Source organism: Salinimicrobium gaetbulicola (assembly GCF_042676025.1).
In the GTDB taxonomy this organism is placed as follows: domain Bacteria; phylum Bacteroidota; class Bacteroidia; order Flavobacteriales; family Flavobacteriaceae; genus Salinimicrobium; species Salinimicrobium gaetbulicola.
Genome location: NZ_JBHTJP010000035.1, coordinates 435663 through 457659 on the forward strand (window position 1 = coordinate 435663; position 21997 = coordinate 457659).

General features: G+C 41.4%; 18 protein-coding genes. 10 read left to right on the forward strand and 8 right to left on the reverse strand.

What is annotated here, in order from left to right; genetic code table 11:
- Nucleotides 1-15: 15 nt before the first annotated feature.
- Entirely contained in the window at nucleotides 16-780 is a 765-nt protein-coding gene (locus ACFQ1G_RS11340; RefSeq protein WP_380739627.1) for a DUF3298 and DUF4163 domain-containing protein, read from the reverse strand.
- Nucleotides 781-875: 95 nt separating this feature from the next.
- Here ACFQ1G_RS11340 and ACFQ1G_RS11345 point away from each other — a divergent pair, with 95 nt between their 5' ends.
- Complete coding sequence (locus ACFQ1G_RS11345; RefSeq protein WP_380739629.1) at nucleotides 876-2018, forward strand: cystathionine gamma-synthase; 1143 nt, start codon at nucleotides 876-878, stop codon at nucleotides 2016-2018.
- A gap of 61 nt (nucleotides 2019-2079) precedes the next feature.
- On the opposite strand, the gene ACFQ1G_RS11350 is transcribed toward ACFQ1G_RS11345, so the two are convergent.
- A complete protein-coding gene (locus tag ACFQ1G_RS11350) occupies nucleotides 2080-2856 on the reverse strand; it encodes a THC0290_0291 family protein (protein WP_380739631.1) in 777 nt (258 codons plus the stop codon).
- A 184-nt stretch (nucleotides 2857-3040) separates the two neighbouring features.
- On the opposite strand from ACFQ1G_RS11350, the gene gdhA reads away from it, so the two are divergent.
- The 7 genes from gdhA to ACFQ1G_RS11385 all read left to right on the forward strand — a co-directional run bounded on the left by gdhA (nucleotide 3041) and on the right by ACFQ1G_RS11385 (nucleotide 12903).
- Nucleotides 3041-4384 carry an NADP-specific glutamate dehydrogenase gene (gdhA, locus tag ACFQ1G_RS11355; protein WP_380739633.1) on the forward strand — a complete coding sequence of 448 codons (1344 nt, stop codon included), beginning with the start codon at nucleotides 3041-3043 and terminating at the stop codon, nucleotides 4382-4384.
- Nucleotides 4385-4498: 114 nt separating this feature from the next.
- Nucleotides 4499-5218: a DNA repair protein RecO gene (gene recO, locus ACFQ1G_RS11360; protein ID WP_380739635.1), complete on the forward strand. Its 720-nt coding sequence runs from the start codon at nucleotides 4499-4501 to the stop codon at nucleotides 5216-5218.
- Nucleotides 5218-7620 carry a TonB-dependent receptor gene (locus ACFQ1G_RS11365; protein WP_380739637.1) on the forward strand — a complete coding sequence of 801 codons (2403 nt, stop codon included), beginning with the start codon at nucleotides 5218-5220 and terminating at the stop codon, nucleotides 7618-7620. Before recO ends, ACFQ1G_RS11365 begins: the two co-directional genes overlap by 1 nt.
- A 132-nt stretch (nucleotides 7621-7752) precedes the next feature.
- The gene (ileS, locus tag ACFQ1G_RS11370; protein WP_380739638.1) at nucleotides 7753-11154 is read left to right on the forward strand and encodes an isoleucine--tRNA ligase; all 3402 of its coding nucleotides are present in this window, start codon (nucleotides 7753-7755) and stop codon (nucleotides 11152-11154) included.
- A 5-nt stretch (nucleotides 11155-11159) separates the two neighbouring features.
- Complete coding sequence (locus ACFQ1G_RS11375) at nucleotides 11160-11543, forward strand: TraR/DksA family transcriptional regulator (RefSeq protein WP_029038142.1); 384 nt, start codon at nucleotides 11160-11162, stop codon at nucleotides 11541-11543.
- Nucleotides 11544-11613: 70 nt separating this feature from the next.
- Nucleotides 11614-12234 carry a hypothetical protein gene (locus tag ACFQ1G_RS11380; protein ID WP_380739641.1) on the forward strand — a complete coding sequence of 207 codons (621 nt, stop codon included), beginning with the start codon at nucleotides 11614-11616 and terminating at the stop codon, nucleotides 12232-12234.
- A gap of 36 nt (nucleotides 12235-12270) precedes the next feature.
- Nucleotides 12271-12903 carry a lipoprotein signal peptidase gene (locus ACFQ1G_RS11385; protein ID WP_380739643.1) on the forward strand — a complete coding sequence of 211 codons (633 nt, stop codon included), beginning with the start codon at nucleotides 12271-12273 and terminating at the stop codon, nucleotides 12901-12903.
- Here ACFQ1G_RS11385 and ACFQ1G_RS11390 read toward each other — a convergent pair.
- From ACFQ1G_RS11390 to ACFQ1G_RS11415, 6 genes are read right to left on the reverse strand one after another with little or no spacing between them, the layout of a single operon-like run.
- On the reverse strand, nucleotides 12900-13313 hold the full coding sequence (locus ACFQ1G_RS11390) for a response regulator (RefSeq protein ID WP_380739645.1): 414 nt from the start codon (nucleotides 13311-13313) through the stop codon (nucleotides 12900-12902). The genes ACFQ1G_RS11385 and ACFQ1G_RS11390 overlap by 4 nt on opposite strands.
- Nucleotides 13314-13318: 5 nt before the next feature.
- Nucleotides 13319-14770, reverse strand: coding sequence for a PAS domain-containing sensor histidine kinase (locus ACFQ1G_RS11395; protein ID WP_380739647.1), 1452 nt, complete (start codon nucleotides 14768-14770; stop codon nucleotides 13319-13321).
- A gap of 46 nt (nucleotides 14771-14816) precedes the next feature.
- The gene (locus ACFQ1G_RS11400) at nucleotides 14817-15389 is read right to left on the reverse strand and encodes a 5-formyltetrahydrofolate cyclo-ligase (protein WP_380739649.1); all 573 of its coding nucleotides are present in this window, start codon (nucleotides 15387-15389) and stop codon (nucleotides 14817-14819) included.
- Nucleotides 15364-16365: a succinylglutamate desuccinylase/aspartoacylase family protein gene (locus ACFQ1G_RS11405; protein ID WP_380739650.1), complete on the reverse strand. Its 1002-nt coding sequence runs from the start codon at nucleotides 16363-16365 to the stop codon at nucleotides 15364-15366. Before ACFQ1G_RS11405 ends, ACFQ1G_RS11400 begins: the two co-directional genes overlap by 26 nt.
- Before the next feature lie 3 nt (nucleotides 16366-16368).
- Nucleotides 16369-17241: a 30S ribosomal protein S6--L-glutamate ligase gene (rimK, locus tag ACFQ1G_RS11410; protein ID WP_380739652.1), complete on the reverse strand. Its 873-nt coding sequence runs from the start codon at nucleotides 17239-17241 to the stop codon at nucleotides 16369-16371.
- Nucleotides 17238-17666, reverse strand: coding sequence for an ATP-dependent zinc protease family protein (locus ACFQ1G_RS11415; RefSeq protein ID WP_380739654.1), 429 nt, complete (start codon nucleotides 17664-17666; stop codon nucleotides 17238-17240). Before ACFQ1G_RS11415 ends, rimK begins: the two co-directional genes overlap by 4 nt.
- 280 nt (nucleotides 17667-17946) lie before the next feature.
- Between ACFQ1G_RS11415 and uvrC the strand changes: the two genes are divergently transcribed.
- Complete coding sequence (gene uvrC / locus ACFQ1G_RS11420; RefSeq protein WP_380739656.1) at nucleotides 17947-19743, forward strand: excinuclease ABC subunit UvrC; 1797 nt, start codon at nucleotides 17947-17949, stop codon at nucleotides 19741-19743.
- The gene (locus ACFQ1G_RS11425; RefSeq protein WP_380739658.1) at nucleotides 19740-21965 is read left to right on the forward strand and encodes a patatin-like phospholipase family protein; all 2226 of its coding nucleotides are present in this window, start codon (nucleotides 19740-19742) and stop codon (nucleotides 21963-21965) included. The genes uvrC and ACFQ1G_RS11425 overlap by 4 nt, the downstream gene beginning before the upstream one ends.
- Nucleotides 21966-21997: the final 32 nt, after the last annotated feature.

A 21997-nucleotide genomic window follows, 5' to 3' on the forward strand; every position in this document is an offset into this window, starting at 1 on the left:
CTTTTTTTTGCAAAACTATTCAAACTTTAGAAATTGCCTCGCTTCGTCCAAAGGTATTTCCAAATAAAAATCCCCCTCAGCATAAGGAGCGATCTCATAGATATTATATGCAAGGATGACTTTGTCTTCAGAAAAACCAATATTTGAAGGTAGCTGAAAAGTGTCATTTTCAAACCAGAATCCTGTGCTGTTGATATTCTCTCCTGCTGGAATCTCAAACTCACTTCGGAACTTTTCTTCGGCGAAGCCTTTGAAATCCTCCGTAAAAATATCTTTCCAGGTAAGCTCTTCCCCGGTCTTTGGATCAAAATTTAAAAAAGTGATGCTTTTATAACCATGGGCTCCCCCGCTGAAAATTTCGGCGGTTATGCCGATACAGATCAGGTTATCTGTCTTTTTGTAAATACTTTCATTGACATAAGCTTCCCATGCCGGTTCTTCGGAAAAGCTTTCGGAAGCTTTCAGGTAGTCTGAAATGAAAATTTCTGCGAGTGCCTCGAGATTTTCAATGCCCGGATTTTCTTCCGAAGCGATCAGGCTGATGACCTCTTCCTCTAGTACTTTATTTATTTCTTCCGAAATATTTTCAGGACCTTTGGCCTTTATTACTTCCAAAGATATGATCGTGCAGTCATAATCGTCCGTATCGCAATTTTGTCCGGCTTTTTTAGTGAGACTTTTCTTTTCAAATCTAAGCGGAAGTTCTTTCGGTTTTTTTTCGTCCTGACAAGATGATAGAATAAGGCAAATCACTAGGATCCGAAGGATGTGATGGGTCATGAGTACTGGAATGTTAAACTGTTCTGAAAGGTACGGGCTATTTTGAGAATGCCCAAAGCGAACGTTACATTTGTATCTTAAAAAAGTTTTAAAAGATGAAGTTCAATACCAAGACAATTCACGGAGGGCTGGAAAATGTAGATCCGGCTTATGGATCGGTCATGCCGCCTATATATCAAACAACTACTTATAAGCAAAGTACGCCGGGAGGACATAAGGGGTTTGAATATTCACGAAGCGGTAATCCAACCCGTGCAGCGTTGGAAAATGCTCTGGCCAGCATTGAAAATGGGAAATTCGGTTTGGCTTTTGGATCGGGACTCGCTGCCATCGATGCCGTATTGAAACTTTTTAAACCGGGGGACGAGATCGTTTCTACAAATGACCTTTACGGAGGTTCTTATCGGTTATTTACCAGGATCTTTGAAAATATGGGTATTAAGTTCCACTTTGTGCCCATGGGTGATACTTCCGGGATCGAGGAGCATATTAATGAGAACACGAAAATGATCTGGGTGGAGACTCCTACCAACCCAATGATGAATATTATCGACATTGAGTCGGTTTCAAAAATTGCTAAAAAGCATAATATTCTCCTGGCTGTTGATAATACGTTTGCAACTGCTTATCTACAGCAGCCATTAGAAATGGGTGCTGATATCGTGATGCACAGCGCGACAAAATACCTGGGCGGTCACAGTGATGTGGTGATGGGGAGTCTTGTAGTAAAAGATAAGGCTTTGGCTGAAAAACTATATTTCATTCAGAATGCCAGTGGAGCGATTTGCGGACCAATGGACAGTTTTTTAGTGCTTAGAGGATTAAAAACCCTTCATGTTAGAATGCAGCGGCATTGTGAAAATGGGGCAGCTGTAGCAAACTTCCTAAAATCACATCCAAGGGTTGATAAGGTTTACTGGCCTGGATTTGAGGATCACCCAAACCATGAGATCGCCAAAAAGCAAATGAATGGATTTGGCGGTATGATCTCATTTACCACTGCTGAAGGAACGTTGGAAAGCGCTGTAAAAGTGGTGGAAAACCTGAAAGTTTTCACCCTGGCCGAATCTCTGGGAGGTGTAGAATCTCTGGCGGGACATCCTGCGAGTATGACCCATGCTTCCATTCCGAAGGAAGAGAGAGCAAAAACTGGGGTAGTAGACTCGCTAATCCGTTTAAGTGTTGGAATTGAAGACGAGGAAGACCTTATGGATGATCTGAAGCAGGCGTTGGGTTAAGGACCTAATTAAGCTTGCTTAAGTAAGCTTTTAAAAATGACATTTTTCACAACCTTTTAGGTTAGAAGTTGAGGTAATAAATGTAGCCTAAATTGAACCAGAACATCATATCATTGAACTTATCCTGAGGATTATTGTGGTCTAGTCCATCGATCCAGTCAGTATCGTAATATCTCCATTGAAAATTAGCGACCAGGTCACTGGATGGCGCCAGTTTATAACGGGTTCCTATACCTAATACCATAGACCAGGTTGAACCCCGTTCCTGGCTTACTCCTCCCACAAAAGTGCGGAATAGATTGTCTTCCAGCGGGCCTAAGGTTGAATAGGTGTAAGGTTTGTAGTCTACAAAATTGAACCCCAAGCTAACAAAAGGCGCAATAGGATAGGCATACGCGGTATAATCACGGATACTAAATGGGTAGTATTCCAGGTGTGCGCCTAGCTCCGTGACTTTGGTTGATCCCACCATTCCTCTTAAAAGGCGACCGGCATCAGTTTTCTGTCGGGATAGTTCTCCAAAGTGGTGTAATTCTCCCCAATGGTAGTCCAGCTCTGCCCGTATCCTGAAATGATCATTGAAATAAGTGTCCTGGGTATAACAATTACAGTCTGCGCGATAGGCGAAATTCACATAGTAAACAATACCAATTCCCATTCCGGTATTTGAAGTGTTGGTTTCCATGTTGTAACGTAAACCATAGTCGGTATAATAAGCTACTGGTCCTGCTACAATCCCAATCTCCTGCCCCAGTAATCCAACCTGTGCAAATGAGGTTGCATTTCCGAACAAAACAAGAAGAATTAGTGCCTGCAAGGATTTGTAGATGTATGCCATAAAGAATTTCGCTTCTAAACAAATATATAAATTAATAACCCAAGAATGTCTGAATTATTGCCCCCTCAGAAATACTGGAAAATTAAAAGGAATATAAAAATTATAAGGCCTCTTTTTTGAAGAAAATGTATATTTGCGCTGAATCGTAAAAAACGTTTTCGTTAAAATTAATTTAGCCGAAACCATGGAAAAAAATGTACAAGAATTCCTAGATACCGTTTCTAAAAGAAATAGCCATGAACCTGAGTTTTTACAGGCTGTTCATGAAGTTGCAGAAACTGTAATTCCGTTTATTGAAAAAAATAAAAAATACCAGAACAAGAAGTTATTAGAACGCATGGTAGAGCCTGAAAGGGTGATCATGTTTCGTGTGCCATGGATTGATGACAATGGTGACGTTCAGGTGAACCGCGGATTCCGTATTCAGATGAACTCTGCTATCGGGCCATATAAAGGTGGTCTTCGTTTTCACCCGTCAGTTAACCTGAGTATCCTTAAATTCCTTGCTTTTGAACAGGTGTTTAAGAACAGTCTTACAACCCTGCCAATGGGTGGTGGAAAAGGTGGATCTGATTTTGACCCAAAAGGAAAGTCAGACAACGAAGTGATGAAATTCTGTCAGAGCTTTATGACCGAGCTTCAGCGTCATATTGGTGCCGATACTGATGTACCTGCGGGAGACATTGGAGTAGGTGGTCGTGAGATCGGATTCCTTTATGGACAATACAAGCGCTTAAGAAATGAATTCACCGGGGTTTTGACCGGAAAAGGTCTTTCTTACGGAGGTTCTCTTATTCGTCCTGAAGCTACCGGTTATGGTAACGTTTATTTCGCTGAGAACATGTTGAAAACAAAGGGAGATTCTATCAAAGGAAAAACAGTTGTTATCTCAGGTTCCGGAAACGTTGCCCAGTTTGCCGCTGAAAAAGTGACTCAGCTTGGAGGTAAAGTTATTACCATGTCAGATTCTTCAGGATATATTCTTGATGAAGAGGGAATCCATTCAGATAAACTTGAGTTCGTAATGGAGCTTAAGAACGAGAAGCGTGGAAGAATTAAAGAATATCTGGACAAATATCCGAATGCTAAATACTTCGAAGGGGAAACTCCATGGAATGTAAAATGTGATATCGCTCTTCCTTGTGCGACACAAAACGAACTGGAAGAGAAAGACGCAAAAGCTCTTGTGAGCAACGGATGTATCTGTGTGGGTGAAGGTGCGAACATGCCTTGTACTCCAGAAGCTATCGCGGTATTCCAGGATGCGAAGATCCTTTTCTCTCCGGGGAAAGCATCAAACGCAGGAGGAGTTGCGACTTCAGGTCTGGAAATGTCTCAAAACTCTATGAGGTATAACTGGACTTCCGAAGAAGTTGATGCCAAACTTAAGCAGATCATGGATGATATCCACGGTCAATGTGTGAAGTACGGTACTAATGAAAACGGGTATGTTGATTATGTAAAAGGTGCGAACATCGCCGGTTTCGTTAAAGTTGCCGATGCTATGCTAGCTCAGGGAGTGGTTTAATCCAATCCTCTAAATATTTGGAAAGGTCGCATTTAGCGGCCTTTTCTTTTTTATGCCATCCTGTTAAATATTGTATTTTTGAATCCCTTTTAAAAGGAGATATTTGATCCATAAATGCTGATAACCACAAAAGGAATTGTTTTTAGTGCCCTAAAGTATGGGGAAGCCGACCTTATCGTGAAATGTTTCACTGAAAAGAGTGGGTTGAAAACGTATCTTTTAAGGGGAGTATTAAAATCCAAAAAAGGTAAATTGAAGGCGTCTCTTTTTCAGCCGCTCACACAGTTGGAGATCGTGGCGAACCATAAGGATAAAGGTACGCTGGAATATATGAGAGAGGCAAAGCTGTTTCAGCCTTATCAAAGTCTTCACACTAATGTTCTAAAATCTACCGTGGTGATGTTCCTTTCTGAAGTGCTGCGGAATGCTGTAAAGGAAGAAGAGCCCAACGAATCCCTTTTTGAATTCCTGGAAACGAGCTTAACATGGTTTGATATGCATGATAAAACAGCAAATTTTCATCTGTTCTTTCTTCTTAAGCTTACAAAATATCTTGGCTTTTATCCGGATGACACTTTCAGGGGAGAACCAATCTTCAATTTACTGGACGGTACCTTTCAAACTGTAGAAACCAATGACGATTGCATTTCTGATGAGAATGTTGAGGTTCTGAAACAGCTGTTGGGCACAGACTTTGATAGCCTATCGACCATAAAACTTAACCAAACGAACCGCTCCAGATTCTTATTAATGCTGTTGAATTATTATGAAATTCATTTGCAGGGCTTTAAAAAGCCAAAATCTTTGACGGTCTTAAACGAAATTTACAATTAATGCGCTTTCTCTTCAGTTTTATCTTCCTTCTTTGTGCAGCAAATTCATGGGCTCAGAAAATTACTGTGATCGACAAAGAATCGAGACAACCTGTTTTTAATGTTGCCATTTTCAATAAGGATAAAAGTAAAAGCACCCTCACCAATTTTGACGGGAAGGCAGATCTTTCGGTTTTTTCATCCAGTGAAATCCTGTTTTTCAGACATGTTTCTCACTTGGAGTTTCATACTACAAAGAGGCAGATATATCAAAGAAATAACCTCGTAGCCCTGGAGCCGAATGAAAATAAATTGGAAGAGGTAGTACTTTCTGTAGCGAAGTTTGAACAGCAAAAAAGGGAACTGCCGCAGAAGGTGATATCTTTTAATCAAAAAGATATATTGACCGCTTCGCCTCAAACCTCCGCCGATCTTTTGGAGAGTACCGGGCAGGTATTCGTTCAAAAAAGTCAGCAGGGAGGTGGAAGTCCTATGATAAGAGGGTTTGCAACGAACCGTTTGTTGATCACTGTTGATGGAGTAAGGATGAATAATGCCATTTTTCGCGGAGGGAACTTACAAAATGTGATTTCTATTGATCCTTTGGCGGTTGAACGAACTGAAGTAGTGATGGGACCCGGATCTGTGATCTTTGGAAGTGATGCCATTGGAGGAGTGATGAACTTTTACACCTTATCACCCGGTTTTTCGATGGTGAAGGGCGGTTCAATTTCGGGTAAGGCCTACGCGAGGTATTCTACTGCCAACGAAGAAAAAACCGGCCATGTGGACTTTTCTTTCGCAAGAGAAGATTGGGCGATCCTTTCCAGTATCAGTTACTCTGATTTTGGAGATATGAAAATGGGAAGTCATGGTCCGGAGGAGTATTTACGTCCCGAATATGTGGTACAAAGAGATGGCCAGGACGTTGTGATTCCAAATGAAGATCCTCGTGTGCAGGTTCCTTCTGGTTATGAACAACTCAATTTGCTTCAGAAATTCAGATATAGGCCTACGCGGGAATGGGATTTCAACCTGGGGGTGATCTATACTACAACCACCGATTTTCCAAGATACGACAGGCTTTACAGAAAACGAAACGGTCAATTGAGAGCTGCGGAATGGTATTACGGTCCTCAAAATTGGTTGATGACAAACTTCAATGTGGATAAGGCCGGGAACGGCAGGGTGTATGACGATGCTAAATTTTCGATCGCGTACCAGCTTTTTGAGGAGAGCAGGAATGATCGTGATTTTCAGGAGGATATTCTTTTTGAGACTGACGAAAGAGTTGATGCATGGTCTGGAAACCTGGATTTTGAAAAGGAATTTTTTGGCAGTTCTTTGTTCTACGGAGTAGAATACATTTTTAACAAGGTAAATTCCGAAGGAAAAGAAACCAATATAAGAACCGGGGAATCAGATCCCGCGAGTTCGAGGTATCCTGATGGAGCAACCTGGCGATCTATGGCTGCTTATAGTAGTTTTAAATGGAAATTATCACCTTCGGTCAATCTTCAGACGGGTGCGAGGTACAGTCATATCTTAATGAACGCAGAATTTGATGAAAACACCTATGATTTTCCATTTTCTGATGCCGATATCAACACAGGTGCCCTGACCGGAAATGTTGGGTTAAACTGGCAACAAAATGAGGTTATTGGCTGGCAGTTAAATCTTTCCACGGCATTCAGAGCCCCAAATGTTGATGATGTAGGAAAGATCTTTGATTCAGCTCCCGGGATGGTTGTGGTGCCAAATCCAGATCTGAAACCTGAAACTGCATACAATGCCGAACTGGGTACGCGTCTCAACTTTGATAATATTGTAAGAATTGAGATAGCCGGTTACTATACCCTTTTAGACGATGCAATGGTAAGAAGGGATTTTGATCTTGATGGTCGCACAATGGTCGATTACCAGGGAGAACCCAGTCGCGTTCAGGCTATTCAGAATTCAGCTAAAGCTGAAGTTTACGGAATTGAAGCCGGAACGCATGTTCGTTTTACGGAGCACCTTCGGTTTAAATCAAACATCAGCGTAAATAAGGGAGAGGAAGAACAGGATGATGGCACTCGTGCCCCGCTTCGTCATGCGGCACCTTTATTTGGAAGTGCCCACCTGGTGTGGGATAATGAAAAATTGATGCTGGACGCTTTTGTTGATTATAACGGGGAGATCGAAAACTCAGATCTGGCTCCGGGAGAAAGCGATAAAGCTTACCTGTATGCGATCAATGCTGACGGAAACCCGTATTCTCCAGAGTGGTACACTTTAAATTTCACCGCCCGGTATCAGCTAAGTGAAGCTTTACTGGCTACAGCTTCTGTAGAAAATATTACAGATCAGCGTTACAGGACCTATTCTTCGGGAATTGCCGCAGCCGGAAGAAACCTGATCCTTGCACTGCAATATCGGTTTTAAAAACCTTAAATTTTAAGTGGTGCAGAGGCATTAAATTTCAAATCTTTTGATCATCAACAGGTTTTCCCATTTTAAACCCTACTATTTATCAAAAATCATTATTTTCGCGAATCTATCTGAAAGAACGAAGTAATGAGCGCAAAGTTCCCTGAATATAAAGGACTTGACCTGCCAAAAGTCGCTGAAGAAATTCTCGGTTTTTGGAAGGAAAACGATGTTTTTGAAAAAAGTATAACTTCCAGAGAAGGGAAGGAACCATTCGTGTTTTTCGAAGGGCCTCCTTCTGCGAACGGTCTGCCTGGTATTCACCACGTGATGGCCCGTGCTATAAAAGATATCTTTTGCCGGTTCAAGACCCAGAAAGGTTACCAGGTAAAACGTAAAGCAGGATGGGATACCCATGGTCTTCCAATTGAGCTGGGCGTTGAAAAAGAACTTGGAATTACCAAGGAAGATATCGGGACCAAAATTAGCGTTGAGGATTATAACGATGCCTGTAGAAATGCGGTGATGCGTTATACCGATGTCTGGAATGACCTTACTGAAAAAATGGGTTATTGGGTAGATATGGAAGATCCATATATCACCTACAAGTCCAAATACATGGAAAGTGTATGGTGGTTGCTATCTCAGATCTATAATAAAGGCCTGATCTATAAAGGCTATACCATTCAGCCTTATTCTCCTAAAGCAGGAACCGGTTTAAGTTCTCACGAGCTTAACCAGCCGGGAACGTATCAGGATGTGACCGACACTACGGTTACAGCGATGTTCAAGGCTAAAAAAGACTCCCTTCCAGATTTCCTTTCAGAGAAAGAAGGGTCTGTCTATTTTATTGCCTGGACAACCACTCCATGGACACTTCCCTCCAACACCGCACTTACCGTTGGACCTAAGATAGATTATGTTACTGTAAAGACTTACAATCAATATACTTTCGAGCCAATTACAATTGTAGTGGCTAAGAACCTGGTTGATCAGCAATTTGACAAGAAGTTCAAAAAGACCGAAAATGAAGAGGTTTTAGCAGCTTATACTCAAGGGGATAAAATTCCATATTTGGTGGAAGAAAGTTTCCTCGGAAAAGATCTTGTGGGAATAAAGTATGAACAATTATTGCCATATGCCCAGCCATATGAGTCACCGGAAAATGCTTTTAGAGTGATCTCAGGAGATTTCGTTACTACTGAAGATGGTACCGGGATCGTACATACGGCTCCAACTTTTGGTGCAGATGATGCCATGGTGGCAAAACAGGCAACTCCTGAAGTTCCGCCGTTACTCGTAAAGGACGATAATGGCAACCTTGTTCCCCTTGTGGACTTGCAAGGAAGGTTCAGGCCTCAAATGGGTGAATTCGCCGGGAAGTATGTCAAAAATGAATATTACGACGAGGGTAAGGCTCCAGAAAAATCTGTTGATGTTGAGATAGCCATCAAGCTGAAAGAGGAGAACCGTGCCTTTAAAGTTGAAAAATATGTTCACAGTTATCCAAATTGCTGGAGAACAGATAAACCTATATTATATTATCCGTTAGATTCCTGGTTCATCAAAGTGACCGATGTAAAGGACAGGATGCATGAATTGAACCAGCAGATCAACTGGAAACCAAAATCAACAGGAGAAGGTAGATTTGGTAACTGGCTTGCGAATGCCAATGACTGGAACCTTTCCAGGTCCAGATACTGGGGAATTCCACTTCCTATTTGGAGAACAGAAGATGGTAAAGAAGAAATCATCGTAGGCACTATTGAAGAGCTGAAAGCTGAAATGAAAAAGTCTGTTGAAGCAGGCTTTATGAAAGCTGATCTTTTCGAGGAATTCGAACTCGGAAATCTTAGTGATGAGAATTACGACAAAGTAGATCTTCATAAGAATGTGGTTGACCAGATCGTACTTGTATCAGAATCTGGTAAACCTATGAAGCGCGAGGCAGATCTAATTGATGTTTGGTTTGATTCAGGTTCTATGCCTTATGCCCAGTGGCACTATCCTATGGAAAATGCCGATATGGTTGAGAAAACCTGGAGAAAAGCTGACTTCATAGCAGAAGGTGTGGACCAGACCAGAGGTTGGTTCTATACCCTTCATGCCATTGCGACCATGATCTTTGACGACGTGGCTTATAAAAATGTGGTTTCCAACGGACTTGTCCTTGATAAGAACGGTCAAAAGATGTCGAAGCGTCTTGGTAATGCTGTAGATCCTTTTGAAACCCTTGCGGCTTTTGGCCCAGATGCGACCCGCTGGTACATGATCTCAAATGCCAACCCATGGGATAATTTAAAATTTGATATTGAAGGAATTTCAGAAGTGCGCCGTAAGTTCTTCGGAACACTTTATAACACGTATTCCTTCTTCTCGTTATATGCCAATATTGACAATTTCACCTATTCCGAAGCAGATATTCCATTGGAGGAACGCCCCGAGATAGACAGGTGGATATTGTCTGAGCTGCATACCCTTATTGAAAATGTAGATAAGTTCTATGCAGATTATGAGCCTACTAAAGCAACCCGGGCAATTTCTGAATTCGTACAGGAAAACCTGAGTAACTGGTATGTGCGTCTATGCAGAAGAAGATTCTGGAAAGGGGAGTATGCCCAAGACAAGATCTCGGCTTATCAAACCTTATATACTTGTCTGGAAACTGTAGCGAAACTGGGTGCACCGGTGGCGCCGTTCTTTATGGACAGGCTTTATAAAGATTTGAATAAGGCTACAAATAAAGAGAATTTCGAATCTGTTCATTTGTCAAATTTCCCGAAAGCCAATACCGATTTTATTGACAAAGGGCTTGAAAGACAGATGGAAAAGGCACAGACAGTTTCATCTTTGGTACTTTCTTTGAGAAAGAAAGAAATGATAAAGGTAAGACAACCCTTACAACGTGTAATGATCCCGGTTTTGGATGAACAACAGCGTAAGGAGATCGAAGCGGTGTCTGATTTGATCAAGTCTGAAGTGAATGTGAAGGAACTGGAGCTGATAGATGATGCCTCAGGCATATTAGTAAAGCAGATCAAACCGAATTTCAAGGTTTTAGGTCCGCGTTTTGGAAAAGATATGAAATTCATCACTCAGAAGATAAACGAGTTTACTTCCGATGAAATTCATAAAATTGAGCAGGACGGGCAAATTGAAGTTGAGGTTAATGGGAAAATGCTTACTTTAGAACTTCAGGATGTCGAGATTACCTCTCAGGATATTGAAGGCTGGCTGGTAGCCAACTCCGGAAATATCACGGTAGCTCTGGATATTACCATTTCAGAGGAACTGAAAAAAGAAGGAATTGCGAGAGAACTGGTCAACAGGATCCAGAACATTCGTAAAGATTCCGGTTTTGAGGTAACCGATAAAATTGATGTGACCCTACAGAAGGACGGTACTGTCGAGGAGGCCGTTCAACAAAATATTGAGTATATTAAAAACGAGACTTTGACTGCAAATCTCGACCTTGCGGAAGAAGTTGACAACGGTTTGGAAATTACTTTTGATGAAGTAACTACTAAGTTGTTAATTAAAAAACATTAAGAACTATGTCAACAGAAGTAAAAGAACGTTACAGTGATGCAGAGCTGGCGGAATTTAAGACGTTGATCCTTGCGAAGATCGAAAAGGCTAAGGAGCAATTAGAGCTTTACAAAAGCGCTTACATGAATGACGGAAATAACGGTACCGATGATACCTCTCCTACGTTCAAGGCTTTTGAAGAAGGAAGTGAAACTATGAGTAAGGAAGCGAATTCACAATTGGCTATTCGCCAGGAAAAATTCATTCGTGACCTTAAAAATGCTTTGGTGAGAATTGAAAGCAAGACTTATGGTATTTGTAGGGTGACAGGAAAATTGATCGCCAAAGAGCGTTTGAAACTTGTTCCTCACGCTACACTAAGTATTGAAGCTAAAAATATGCAACGATAATTACTCTCTAATTTATTTGAACGCTCCATTACCAAAGGTTTTGGGGCGTTTTTTGTTTGGTTAAGAATCCATGAAAACGCTGTTATTTCTTCTGACTTTATTCACCGCCACATTAGCTTCTGGGCAAAAAGAGACTATGCAGGTAATGGATGCCGGTAGCCTTAAGGCAATTTCCATTAATAGCGAGGAGATCTACAGGGTTAGTATCTCCACGGCACCCGTGCATTCCATCACTATCAGGTCCAGATCTGATGGTGAATACTTCAATGAGATCAGCCTGGATTCTGAAATTCGAAATAATACCTTATATCTGAAGTCCAGATTTAGAGAAATCCTTCAAAGCGGGTTTGATAAATTGAGTGCTCATAAGGTCTTCGCTATGGAAGTAGAACTAGAGATCCCTGAAGATATGAGTGTCGAGATCATCTCAAACTTAGCTTCGGTTTTCTTAGAGGGGGAATATGATGGGGTTTTGATCCAATTGAGAGCGGGTTCTGCTTACTTAAAAAACTTTGATGGAGATGCCATTATCAACACTTTTGACGGAAATATTGAAGTGCAGGCTAATAATGCCCAATATGAGGTAGAAACTCGTCATGGCAATGTTGTTTTGCCTGATTTGGCGAACGGATCGAATTTTCTCAAACTAACTTCGATTAACGGCAATATTAAGGTTCAGGAAACTAAATAAAAATAGTATTTTTGGGACCGATCCAAAAAAGACCCAATGTCCTTAAAGAAAGCATCTCTACTCATTATCCTGATCCTGATAATTGATCAGGTGTCCAAGTTTTACATCAAGACCAATTTTGCTTTAGGAGATGAGATCAGGGTTTTTGACTGGTTCAGGATCCTTTTTGTGGAGAATGAAGGTATGGCCTGGGGCGCAAAGATCCCTGGAGAGTACGGTAAGATCATTTTAACCAGTTTTAGATTGGTAGCCATAGTGGGGATCGCTTATTGGCTGTGGGATTCTGTTCGAAAGAACAGTGCTACAGAGCTTATAGTGGCTGTTTCCCTGATCTTCGCGGGTGCCTTCGGAAACATTATAGATTCTGTTTTTTACGGAGAGATCTTCTCCCATAGTTATAACCAGATCGCGGCCTTTCTTCCGGAAGAAGGCGGTTACGGTACATTAATGCACGGAAAAGTGGTTGACATGCTTTATTTCCCTTTATGGTCGGGATACCTTCCGGAGTGGATTCCTTTTTGGGGAGGGGACTATTTCACCTTTTTTGAACCTGTATTCAACGTAGCCGATTCAGCAATAACCATTGGGGTTCTGCTATTGATCATTTTTAACAAGAAAGCCTTTTCTCATGAAAAGGAGGAAGAGAAAAAAGAAGCGGTAGGGAATTAAGCTACGTTTCGATCAAAGATCTTTTCAAATTTTTTCATTTCAATCGGCTTGATCAGGTAATCGGTAACCATATTAAAGGATTTGGCACGTTCCAGATCCCTGGGATCAATTGAAGAACTTACCACGTAAAGCGTGATCTTTTTATTGAAGTTGTTCTTTATCTTCACAAACTCTCCCAAAAACTCCCAGCCGTCCATCACGGGCATATTTAGGTCTAAAAAGATAATGTCAGGTAGGCGTTCAGCACTCATATTTTCCAGGATAGGTTTGAAATAATCCAATGCTTCTTTTCCGTTTTTGAAGATGATGAGGTTCTGAGACAGCTTTTTGATCTCAATGATCTTTTTTACAAGGTTTACATAAATCTTGTCATCGTCAATAATGCATGCAAGTTCTACCGGATGCTCCATAATCCCTAGAATTTGATTTTAAATGTGGTGCCAATGTTAACCGTGCTGGTTACAGAAATGCTTCCGCCCATAGTTTCCACTTGATTTTTAGTAATGAACAGGCCTATGCCGTTCGCTTCGGGATGCCTGTGGAAGGTCTTATACATTCCGAACATTTTATCTTTATTCTCGTCCAGATCTATTCCCATGCCATTATCGCTAATTTCCAGGTAAGCATCACCATTTTGTTTGTACGTCTGAATATAGATCACTGGGCGTCTTCCTTTATGCTTGTATTTAATGGCGTTTGTGAGTAAATTAAGTAAAATACTTTCGAGATACTCAGAAATGTAGCTTATTTCGTTCAACTTATCGAATTCGGCGATGATCTCCGCATTTTCCCTTTTTATTAGGGATGAAGTGGAAGCGATCACCCTGTCAAGGGCATCTTTGAATCGAATGGTCTGAGGTTCTTTTTTAAGTATATTCTGCCTGGTTACGATCTCATTTAGGTGCTTAATGGCCTCTTCTAGGTTTCCTGAGATCTCACCTACGTTAGAAAGCAGGTCGCTTTGATCTTCTCCCGGATGAGCTTCACCAAGGAGTTGAGAAACCAGGCTCAAGTTGCTGCTGTGAGAACGTAACTGGTGGGAAATTATATGAGCCAGGTTGAAAAGCCTGGAATTTTGTGTAGCGATAATATCCAATGAATTCTGAAGGTTCAGCTCATTGGTCTTTTGTTCGTCTATATCCTGGTAAACTCCCCGTATTCCAATGATTTCCTGGTCATCGTTGTAAACAGGCTTTCCTGTAGACCTCACCCAGAATTCACGGTTGTGCAGAGTACGCATTTTTATCTCCACCTTAAATGGAATTCCGAATTTAGAACACTTTTTAAACATGTTTTCCACCACCTCATGATGGTCAGGGGCATAAAATCTCAGCTTGTCCTCGGGGTTGGGTTCGTAATCTATTGGGCAGTCGAGGATCTTTTTAGTCACATTGTCCCAGTAAACAGAACCAGTGGTCACATCCAGATACCAACCTCCTGTCGAGGTCATCTCAGCTGTCTCATGATAATAGAAAAAATTCTCTTCTATGGTATATTGATCTCGCTTGGCCTGGTGGATATTTATAAATAAAAGTACGGCAGAATCGGCCAGCCCTTTTTCTCTGCTTTTAAGATTTCGGCATTCGAACCAACGATATTTTCCGTTTTCCAGTTTTAACCGAACCTCTGCTGAAAAAGGCTTTTGGCGAGTAATAAGTGCTTCAAAATGTTCCCTGAAATCATACCTGTAATCATGATGCAGAACGTTGTCCAGGAAATATTCAAATTTATCTTGTCCGGCTTCGGGTTTCCCGATCAGGGAATTAAAATGATCTGACCAGGAGATCTCTTTTGTAAGTAGATTAATTTTCCAGTAAGCAACATCGAAATCTTCAAGTATACTGTTTAACTGGAGGTCGTTTAACATTAAAGTGCTAATTGGTTGGAATAAAAGTAATTGAAAACGTTAAAACTTACAAACTTTTAAAATTATATATTTTTTGAGGGGTGAGGCAGTAGTCTAATGGTATATCTAAAGATGATACCCCTTCGATCTCTTCCTCAGCTTCAAAAAGTGAGATCCCAACTTTTAATACTCCTTCGGGGCATTGAGATAGAAATCGGTCATAAAATCCCTTTCCATAGCCTACACGGTTACCTTTTATGTCAAAAGCCAAAAGCGGTATAAATACAACTTCGATCTTTTGAGGCGGAATTTCAATTCCTTCCACCGGTTCAGGAATTCCCCAGGAATTTTTTTTGATCACCGTGGAATCTGTAAGCAAGTAATTAGTAAGTTCTCCTGAAGTAAAATCTGCCTTCGAAAGCACAATGTTCTTGTCCTTACCCTGCAGAATGTGTAAAATTCCTTGTGTGTCTACTTCTTTCTTTTCAGCAATGCTAAGGAAAATATGGTAATATGAATGGTTCCAGATAGGGAGTTGAAGAGCGTTGTTTGCGATCTCCAGACTTCTTTCCTCTATCTCTTCGGGAGTAGTTTCCTTCCGCAGTTTTTTGTATTTAACCCTCAGTTGATCCTTGTTCATTTTGATCTTTCGCGATTGAAATATGGAAAATGGCATCTCCCTGGTAGACGATAGGAGATTCATTTACATTTATAATATAGCCTTCGTTAGGAGCTTTTACCTTATGGCGTAGTTTTCCGTAGGGATCAGTGATCGTCGCTACATATTCCCCTTTTTCAACGTGTTTTCCGCAAGGGATTTTCACGTGGAGCAGGCCACTGTACTTTGCACGCATCCAGGTGCTGTTCTCTATTAGGATGGTATCGCCTGTGGGATCAGGCACTTCGAATTTCGGCTTCAGCATTTCAAAATGCGCCAGGATCCTCATCACCCCTTCAACCCCATGTTTCGCGACGGTTTTGTCACTATTCATGGATTTTCCGCCTTCAAAGAGCAATACCGGTTTCCCTTGTTTCGCGCAGGTTTCACGGTACGATTTAGTGATGGTTTTGGAAATGATCGTAAAAGGAGCGTTAAAGATACGGGCATAATGCATGGCCATTTCTTCTCCTTTCTTGATCCTAAGTTGTGGAGCGTTATACCTGCTCGCTCCTCCTGTATGAAAGTCCATACAAAAGTCGGCTACCGGCAGGATTTTCTGAACAAATTGGTACGCGAATCGGCTAGCCAGAGATCCGTTTTTTGTTCCCGGAAAGACGCGGTTCAGGTCACGACCGTCAGGGAATTCCCTGGACATATTTAGGAACCCGAAAACATTGATGATCGGGATGCAAATGATCGTTCCTCGCAAGGGTTTATTGATCTCTTTTACGATGATCTGTCTAACTACTTCTACGCCGTTAATTTCATCTCCGTGGATCCCGGCGGTAATAAGAATGACAGGCCCCGGCTTTTTTGAGCGCTCAATTATAATGGGAACGTCAACCGCCGTGGCGGTATATAGTTTAGCCATATTAAAATTGATAGTAGCCCCTTTTCCGGGAGGGATCTTTTTCCCTAAGATATCCAGAACATTGTGTTCATCAATGAATGCCATGGACTATAAGTTTCTTTCTATATACCGAATAATGGTTTTAGCAATGTCTTTTCCTGTTGCGGCTTCAATTCCTTCAAGGCCCGGGGAAGAGTTTACTTCAAGAATTAGCGGTCCTCTGGAACTTTGAAGCATATCTACACCGGCTACTCCCAGCCCCATTGATTTGGCAGCTTTAATAGCGGCAGTTTCTTCCTCGTCTGTAAGCTGGATTACAGATGCAGAGCCACCGCGGTGAAGATTCGACCTGAATTCTCCTTCTTTACCCTGACGTTTCATGGCTCCCACAACGTGTCCGTCCACAACGAGGGCCCTAATATCGGCACCACCTGCTTCTTTGATGAATTCCTGTACGATCACCCTTGCTTGTAGTCCATTAAAGGCTTCAATTACCGATTCGGCTGCATTTTTGGTTTCAGCCAGAACTACCCCCAATCCTTGGGTCCCTTCCAGCAATTTAATGATCAGTGGAGCGCCACCAACGTGATCTATCACTTCGCCTACATCTTTCGAGTAGTTCGTGAAAACGGTCTTAGGAAGGCCAAGACGTGCTCTTGAAAGCACCTGCAGACTTCTTAATTTATCTCTACTTCTTACAAGCGCCTGAGATTCGGTGGTAGAAAAAACGCCCATCATCTCAAACTGACGAACCACCGCAGTTCCGTAGAAAGTAACCGAAGCTCCAATTCTAGGAATTACCGCATCTGCATCTTCAATATGCCTGCCCTTGTAATAGATACTCGGGTTTTTTTTCTCAATAATAAGGTCACATTTAAGCGGGTCAATTACCTCTACCTGGTGATTCCTTTTCTTAGCGGCCTCTACCAGTCGTTGGGTTGAATAAAGGTTGCTATTCCTCGATAAGATCTTTATGTTCATTCTTCTTTTTTCTGATTGTGTGATAGATCGAATAATTCAGTGTCTACTATGTATTTTTTAGTGATGAATTTTCGTCCCAAAAGTACGGGAAATCTCATTTCCTGACGTGTGGTCAAAGAAAGAGAAATTTTATGTGTTTTTCCGAATAAGGTAATGGTAGTCTGAATTTGATATCTCTTCTGTACGATCCCGTTGCTACTCTTAACAAAGACAATATCATAGTCTGTAAACCGGAATTCTTTTCCGTTATAAAGTGGGTGCTCCTCATCTAAAAAAGTACATCTTAAAACACCTTTTTCTTCCACAATATGATCACAATGTATGGAGGAAGTATACGCGCCGGTATCAATTTTTATTGAAATATCTTCGAGATGCAGGCCTGGGAAATCTGCCTTGTCAAAACGTCCGATCGTGATTTTTTTCATACATGCAAGGTACTAAAAGATGATTTGCCAAATCTTAACAAATTCTGAAAAAGCATTTTTCTGAAGTTGAGTGTTTTAAGGAGATCTACTCTAAGAATATTATTATTGAAAAGTCTTTGGTGTGGTTTCCGCGGAAGATCTGAAGATAAACGAAGGGTTAAAAAACATGATTTTTGCGATCGTTCCAAACTTCATCCGAATTAAATAGTTAGGAAAAATTTAACATTTTAGAGCATTGGCTTTTCTCTCCCCCGTTTTTTAATATTTTACCTTTGGAGTAATGAATGACAGTAATGTAGACCTCCAATTAAAGACCCTTCCCGAAAGTCCGGGTGTATATCAATACTTCGATAAGAACGGAAGGATCCTGTATGTTGGGAAGGCTAAAAACCTCAAAAAGAGGGTAACTTCTTACTTCACCAAGAATAATGATAGCCATCGTATTCGGGTGATGGTTAAAAAGATCCATGAGATCCGGCATATTGTTGTTTCATCTGAAACTGATGCCCTGCTTCTTGAAAACAATCTGATCAAGAAACATCAGCCACGATTTAATGTAATGCTGAAGGATGATAAGACCTATCCTTGGATCTGCATCAAAAATGAAAGATTTCCGCGGGTTTTTCCTACCCGAAGACTGGTCAAGGATGGAAGTGAATATTACGGACCTTACACCAGTTTCAAGACGGTAAATACTTTACTGGATCTCATAAAAGGCCTATATCAATTAAGAACTTGTAATTATGACCTTTCTGAAGATAAGATCAGGAATGGGAAATATAAGGTGTGCCTTGAATATCACCTGGGAAATTGTTTAGGACCTTGCGAAGCTCATGAAAGTGAAGCTGACTATTTGGAGAAGATCGAGGCTATACGCCAGATCGTGAAAGGTAATTTTAAAGATTCCCTTCAGCAGTTCAAAAAGCAAATGAAGGAACATGCTGAAAAAATGGAATTCGAGGAGGCTCAAAAAATAAAGAATAAGATCGATGTACTGGAGAACTACCAGGCCAAATCAACGGTAGTGAATCCTAAGATCAATAATGTAGACGTATTCTCCATTGTGAGTGATGAAGGTTATGGCTATGTGAACTTTTTGCAATTATCGCATGGTGCGATCATTCGTTCCCACACAATAGAAATGAAAAAAAAGCTGGGGGAAAGTGACAAAGAACTGTTGGAGCTGGGAATTACAGAGATCCGTCAGCGCTTCAACTCTAGAACCCGCGAGGTATATGTGCCTTTTAAGGTTGAAGTAGGTGAAGAGATCAAAGTGACAGTCCCCAAGCTGGGAGATAAAAAGCAGATCGTGGAACTTTCTACCCGAAATGCTAAATACTTCAGGCAGGAACGATTCAAGCAAATGAAGATAGTAGACCCCGACAGGCATGTGAACCGGATCATGGCGCAAATGAAAGAAGATCTCAGGCTTTCTGAAGAACCCCGTCATATTGAATGTTTTGACAACTCCAATATCCAGGGAACGAATCCGGTGGCGGCATGTGTGGTTTTTAAAAATGGAAAGCCCAGTAAAAAAGATTATCGTAAATTCAATATCAAGACGGTTGAAGGGCCTGATGATTTTGCTTCTATGGAAGAAGTGGTCTTTAGAAGGTATCGCAGGCTGTTGCAGGAAGGCGAACCTTTGCCGCAATTGATCATTGTAGATGGTGGAAAAGGTCAGTTGTCTTCGGGGGTGAAAGCTCTAGAGACTTTGGGGTTGCGAGGAAAGATCGCCATTATTGGGATCGCAAAAAGGCTGGAAGAGATATTTTATCCGGGAGATTCGATTCCATTGTATCTGGATAAGAAATCCGAAACGTTGAAGATCATTCAGCAATTGCGGAATGAGGCGCACCGCTTCGGAATAACTTTTCACCGAAATAAAAGAAGTAGTGCCGCATTAAATACCGAACTTGAAGAAATACCGGGCATCGGAGAAAAAACGGCGGTAGAGTTGCTGAAGAATTTTCGCTCTTTAAAAAGAGTCAAAGAAGCTTCCGAAGAAAGCCTTGCCGGCGTAATTGGCAATTCCAAGGCCGCAATAATTTATAATCATTATCACCCCAAGCCATGAAAAAGATCCTCTTCCTCCTAATATTTTTCTTTACGCTTGGGTCTTATGCCCAGGAAGAGGACCCAAAAGTTGGCCTGGTCCTTAGTGGCGGAGGGGCCAAAGGTTTGGCCCATATTGGTGTTTTAAAGGTGATCGAGGAAGCTGGTATTCGAATAGATTATATTGGAGGAACCAGTATGGGTGCGGTGATTGGGGCCCTTTATGCTTCAGGTTACAGTGCCAGCGAACTGGACAGTATTTTTCATGCTACCAATTTCAATATTTTAATCCAGGATGAACTGCCTCGTAGTGCAAAGACCTTTTACGAGAAGAAGGATGCCGAAAAATATGCCATTACCCTTCCTTTCGATAATTTTGATGTAAGCTTTCCTCCGGCCTTATCAAAAGGGCAAAATGTTTATAACCTAATGTCTAAGCTTACCTTGCATGTACAGGACAGGAAAAGATTTGAAGATCTTCCTATTCCGTTCTTGGCAATGGCTACTGATGTTGAGACTGGAGAAGAAGTTATTTTGGACAGCGGATTCCTTCCGCAGGCAGTTTCGGCAAGTGCGGCGATTCCAACACTTTTCAGTCCGGTTCTGGTAGAGGGCAGACTCTTGACAGATGGCGGTGTTCTTAATAATTATCCTGTCGAAGAGCTGAGAAGCCGTGGCGCCGAGATCATAATTGGAGTAGATGTCCAGGACACGCTTATGGAGCGTAAAGATCTAAACAGTGCTTTTGAGATCCTTACTCAGCTGAGCAATTTCAACACCATCAAAAGCATGCGGGAAAAGATCAAATTGACCGACGTTTATATTGGGCCCGATATTACCCCCTTTAACGTGATGTCTTTCGATAAGGGAAACGAAATAATTCAAGCGGGAGAAATTGCTGCGAAAAAGAAATTAAGCGAACTTCAGGCAGTGGCGGCACTACAGAAACAAAAAGATACACTACACCAAAAACGAATTGCGCCGGTGGATTCCCTTTATATTTCGGATGTGAGAATTGAGGGAAATACCTCTTATCCCCGCGAATATGTCCTGGGGAAACTAAAGTTGAGGTATCCTACGGCTGTTTCGTACAAAGACCTAAGGTGGGGTATAAATAACCTTTCGGCAACCCGGAATTTTAACCGGATAAATTATCAATTGATACCGCTGGATAAAGGGTATGTAATGGTGCTTCAGCTGGAAGAGAACTCTAATAAGATGTTACTTCGACTAGGGGTTCATTATGATAACCTATACAAAAGCGGAGGACTGGTAAATCTTACCCGAAAAAGTCTCCTTCAGTCGAATGACGTGGCCTCACTTGATGTGGTGTTAGGTGATAATTTTAGATATAACTTTCATTACTATTTAGATAAGGGCTATTACTGGAGCCTAGGATTAAGGACCCGGTATAACAGCTTCAGCAAGGATGTGTCCTTTGATTTCGCTAGTGAAAATGCAGTTTTGGAAGTTGATCAAATCAATAACCTGTCTATAGATTACCAGGATTACACACATCAATTTTATGTTGAAACCCTCTTTAAGCAGATCTTTTCTTTGGGAATGGGACTGGAGCATAAGTATCTTGATATTTCTTCGGAAACGATCAGGCCCATGGCAGATGATGCCGGCAATGTCGGTGTCTTCGATCAAAGTAGTTATTACAGCACCTTTGGCTACCTGAAACTTGATAGTTTTGACAACAAGTATTACCCTTCAAAAGGGCTTTATTTTGATGGAGATTTTCATTGGTATATCCATTCTACAGATTTTCAAGAGAATTTTTCTCCTTTTTCAGTGGCCAAAGGAACAGTTGGATACGTTTTTTCACCTTTGCCCAATTTTGTGACCCGTCTTTCTACGGAAGGAGGTTTTAGAATAGGAAGCACCCGAAATAACATTTTTGACTTCTTTTTAGGTGGGTACGGGAATGATTTCATCAATACCTTCGTGCCTTTCTACGGATATGACTTTATTGGTCTTTCTGGAGATAGTTTTACAAAGTTGACCGTTGAATTTGATTATGAATTCCTGACACGCAATCACGTGATACTAACCGGAAATTTCGCGAATATAGAAAATGGTCTGTTTACAGGAGGTGACTGGTTCACCATTCCAGATTATTCTGGTTATGCGATAGGATATGGCCGGGATACTTTCTTGGGTCCTGTGGAAGTCAAATATTCTGTCTCTCCAGAGGTCAAGCGCAGCTATTGGTTTTTTAGTGTAGGCTTCTGGTTTTAGACCTCCTTTAACTGAAAATCCGGCAAAATTTT